The organism is Streptomyces sp. SID3212, from assembly GCF_009865405.1.
Taxonomy (GTDB): Bacteria; Actinomycetota; Actinomycetes; order Streptomycetales; family Streptomycetaceae; genus Streptomyces.
In genome coordinates this window covers 1-4,450 of sequence record NZ_WWJY01000655.1, presented here as the reverse complement: position 1 = coordinate 4,450, position 4,450 = coordinate 1, and the positions used below count along the sequence as shown (strand labels likewise).

General features: G+C 72.0%; 2 protein-coding genes and 1 pseudogene. All 3 read right to left on the bottom strand.

Going from position 1 to position 4,450, the window contains the following annotated elements; translation table 11 throughout:
• Positions 1 to 74: 74 nt before the first annotated feature.
• Positions 75 to 2,309, bottom strand: a complete 2,235-nt coding sequence (locus GT042_RS19845; protein WP_345943843.1) for a catalase — start codon at positions 2,307 to 2,309, stop codon at positions 75 to 77.
• Between the two features lie 221 nt (positions 2,310 to 2,530).
• Complete coding sequence (locus GT042_RS19840; RefSeq protein ID WP_237530973.1) at positions 2,531 to 3,805, bottom strand: PP2C family protein-serine/threonine phosphatase; 1,275 nt, start codon at positions 3,803 to 3,805, stop codon at positions 2,531 to 2,533.
• Between the two features lie 100 nt (positions 3,806 to 3,905).
• Positions 3,906 to 4,450 (bottom strand): annotated as a pseudogene (locus GT042_RS19835) (alpha/beta hydrolase); the annotation flags it as partial.

Genomic DNA, 4,450 nt, shown 5'->3' with positions numbered 1-4,450 from the left:
CCGGGTGCCGGACGGGCTCGAGCCCGTCCGGCACCCGGGGGAGCGGGAAGCTCCGGTGGCCGGCAGGCCGCCGCCTACCGCCCCACTGCCGGGTCGAAGCGGTCCCAGGCGCGGTGGTGTGCCAGCAGTTCGGTGACGCCGTCCAGCACCGCCGCGTGGTCGGTGGCGGTGGTCACCACGCCGGGGGCGTCGGGTGCGATGCCGGCGGTCTCCAGGACGTCGGCCCCGTCCGCCCACGCGCCCAGCGCCTTGCCGTGCCGGTACGCCTCCGTGACCAGCAGGAGGACCCGGGGGTCGATCCCGGCGGCCACGGCCAGGTCGTCGTCGACCTTGGCGTCACGGGCACCACGCGCGTCGGCGCCGGGGGCCGGTGCGCCGGCGAGGAGGATGGCGTCGAACTCGGTGGAGCGGGCGGTGGCGAAGGTGCGCTGCACGGTGACGGGTTCGCCGTCCTGGTCGAGCTTCCCGCCGGTCGGGGCGATGACCAGGGGGACCATGCCGGCGTCCAGCACCGCCCGGCGGACCTCCCGTACACCGGACAGGTCCTGGTCGCCGGCGGTGACGATGCCGATGATCCGGCCGTCGCCCGGCCACCTGCCGCCCAGCTGTGACAGGGCGGGGCTGGGCTGCGGCTCGGTCAGGGGTACGGTCGGCTCCGGCGCCGGCAGCCCCAGTCCGGCGGCGACCTGCTCGCACAGCTCGCCGTCGATGTTGGCGAGGACGAGCAGGGCGCGTTCCTTGATCGCCTGCTCCCAGCACTTGTTCAGCTCGAAGGTGTACGCGGCCACGATGTGCTCGCGCTCCGTGGGCGTCATGCTGACCCAGAACAGCCGGGCCTGGCTGAAGTGGTCGTCGAAGGACGCCGGGTTCTCACGGACCTTGCGGGACGCCGGCACCTCGACCGGTACCTCGATGTAGGCACCGGTGTCGGCGCCGGCCAGGAACGGGCAGCCACCGTCGAGGGAGTTCGGCCGGTAGGGTGCCACACCGGTGTGGACGGCGCTCTGGTGCATGCCGTCGCGCAGCATGTCGTTGACCGGCGCGTGGGTGCGGTTGACCGGCAGCTGGCCGAAGTTGGGGCCGCCCAGCCGGCTGATCTGGGTGTCGAGGTAGGAGAACAGGCGGCCCTGGAGCAGCGGGTCGTTGGTGACGTCGATGCCGGGCACCAGGTGGCCGACGTGGAAGGCGACCTGCTCGGTCTCGGCGAAGTAGTTCGACGGGTTCGCGTCGAGCGTCATCAGACCGATCGGCTGGATCGGCGCGAGCTCCTCGGGCACGAATTTGGTCGGGTCCAGCAGATCGATGCCCTCGAACATCTGGTCGTCGGTGTCGGGGAAGGTCTGCACTCCCAGCTCCCACTGGGGGAACGCGCCCGCCTCGATCGCGTCGGCCAGGTCCCTGCGGTGGAAGTCCGGGTCGACGCCCGCGGTGATCTGCGCCTCCTCCCAGACCAGCGAGTGGACGCCCAGCTTCGGCTTCCAGTGGAACTTCACCAGCGTGCTGGTGCCCTCGGCGTTCTCCAGCCGGAAGGTGTGGACGCCGAAGCCCTCCATCATGCGGTAGGACCGGGGGATGCCCCGGTCCGACATGTTCCACAGCGTGTGGTGGGTGGCCTCGGTGTGCAGGGTGACGAAGTCCCAGAACGTGTCGTGTGCGCTCTGGGCCTGCGGGATCTCCCGGTCGGGGTGCGGCTTGCCGGCGTGGATCACGTCGGGGAACTTGATCGCGTCCTGGATGAAGAAGACCGGGATGTTGTTGCCGACCAGGTCGAAGACGCCCTCGGAGGTGTAGAACTTCGTCGCGAAGCCCCGGGTGTCGCGAACGGTGTCGGCGGAACCGCGCGAGCCGAGCACGGTGGAGAAGCGGACGAACACGGGCGTCTCGACGTCCTTCGCGAGGAACGCGGCCTTGCTGATCCCCGACGCCGTGCCGTAGCCCCGGAAGACGCCGTGGGCGGCGGCGCCCCGGGCGTGCACCACCCGCTCGGGGATGCGCTCGTGGTCGAAGTGGGTGATCTTCTCCCGCAGGTGGTGGTCCTGCAACAGCACCGGTCCGCGCGGGCCGGCCTTGAGCGAGTGATCGGTGTCGTACAGCCGGGCGCCCTGCGCGGTCGTCAGCCGCTCCCCGCCCTGCGCCACCTTCTTCGGCGGGACTCCGGTCTCCTGCCCGGTCGGGCTGTACGTGTCGGGCCCGCGCTGGTCGGGCTTGGGCGACAGCGGACCGGTCGGCTCGGTCGGCTCGTCCAGCGGCGGCGGCACCGGTCCCGGCGCGCCCGGGATCTCGTTGCCGGGCCGGACGGCGTCCTGCACCTTCTCGGCCACCTTGTCGGCGACGGCCGTCACGGGGTTCTTCTTCTTGGCGCTCACTGTGTTCCGATCGTTGGGGGAGGGGCGGAGTGACGCCGGGTGCCACAGGGGACAGTGTCCGGAATCCGCCTGAGACGGGTGCCCCTTCTGAGGCCCTTGACGCGGTGGAGCCGCCCACCGATCGATGGGTTCACCCGATGGGGGTCTTCCGGTCGGCCCTTTGGTCAGATCCCGGGGGAGACGGGGGCGTCGCCCTCCGGCAGGCCGGAAAGCGCCGCTGCCCGGGCCGTGTCGTCCGGTTCGGGACCGATCCACTCGCACAGCAGGACGGTGGCGTCGTCCCGGAGCGCGCCGTCGTGATGGGCCAGCACCGCCTGGACCAGGCGGCGGAGGGTTTCGGGGACGGGCAGGCCGTCGGCGTGATGCCGGATGATGAAGTCGGTGAAGCGTGTGAGGCCGAACTCCTCACCGCCCGGACGGCGCGCCTCGGTGATGCCGTCCGTGTAGAACACGACGCGGTCACCGGGTTCGAGCTGTTCCCGGCAGACGGTGGTCGGCAGGCCCAGACCGGTGCCCATGGGGTGGGCGGGCCGGCACTCGGGATGCGTGCTCCAGCGGCTGCCACGGATGATGATGGGCTGCTGGTGACCGCGGTTGACCCAGCTCAACAGGCCGGTGCGGGTGTCCAGGGTGGCCAGGACGCCGGTCACGTAACGCCGGTGCTGGTACTCCTCGATCAGCGCCGCCTCCGCGACCTCGCCCGTGGCGATCAGACCGGCGCCCTCCCGGCGGGCGTTGCGGCAGGCTCCCAGGGCCAGCGCCGCGCAGAGGCCGGCGGAGGTGTCGTGTCCCATGGCGTCGAAGAGGGACAGGTGGACCAGCGGACCGTCGACGGCGTATTCGTACGCGTCGCCGCTGATCCGGTGGGCCGGTTCCATGGACGCGCAGATCACCACCCGCCCGTCGGCGTAGGTGCTGGGGGGCATCAGGTTCCACTGCATCTCGGCGGCGATGCTCAGGGGGCCGGTCCGGGCCAGTTCGGCCAGGGTGTCGCTGGAGGTCCGCTTGCTGACGATGATCAGCGCGAGGAGGGCCGCGAGCCGGTCCATGTCCTCCCGCGTACGGGCGTCGTCCCGCTCCGCCGTCACGCGGAGCACGCCGAGGCGTTCGGTGCCGTCCAGGAGCGGCACCCACCAGGACGACCCGGAGCCTCCGGGCGGGGCGGCGTGGAGAACGTGGCCGTACTGGTAGGCCCTGCCGGGAGTGGTGCCGTCGATGCGCATCTCCTTCGCGTGCCCGGCACCCGACAGGTCCGTCCCGCCGAGCAGGCGCATCACCCTTCGTTCCAGGTCACCGAGGTAGATCAGCACCTGGGTGAACCCCGCGGCCCGCGCGTGCGCGGCCGTCGCATCCGGGAGCCGCTCGATGGGCATCAGATGGCTGGCGGCCAGCAGACCGGCGAGCATGCGCCGCCCGCCCGCCTCGCGCTCCTGGTCCATGCTGTGTCACCTTTCTTCCCGGCGGCCGGGGACGTCGCGGGATTGTCCCCCGGGCAAGGACGCAAGGCGGGGCGCCACTCCGAACGGGCGTGGGCGCGGGTCAGTCGTTGAGCAGCCAGGTGAGGGTACGGGGCAGGGCGTGCAGCGCGGCGAAGTGCGCGGCGGCCGGCTCCAGCACGGTCGTCACGTCCGGGATGCGCTCCGCCAGCCAGCGGGTGTGACCGACCGGGGAGAAGACGTCCTGCTCGCCGTGCCACAGCAGCACGGGCCCCCGGATGTCGGCGGGGTCGAAGCCCCACGGGCTGCAGAAGGCGAGTGCGTCGTCGATCCAGCCGTACGCCGAAGTCCTCAGCGCCTCCTGGTAGTTGCGCAGCAGCATCATCCTGACCCCGGCGTCGGCGACCACCCTCCGATCGGAGTCGGTCAGCTCCCTGCGCAGATCGTCCAGCAGCCGCACCGGGTCCTTCCTGATCGCGTCGGCGCGCGGGGTGAGCCGGGCCGCCACCCCGTCCGGGTCCACGGACGCGGTGGTGTACTCCAGGACGTTCGAGGCGGCCATGCCCTCGAACCAGTCGAGCCCGGCCGCGTCCCGGGGCGCGAGGGTGACCAGCGCGGCGGTACGGGTCACCCGGTCGGGCAGCAGCG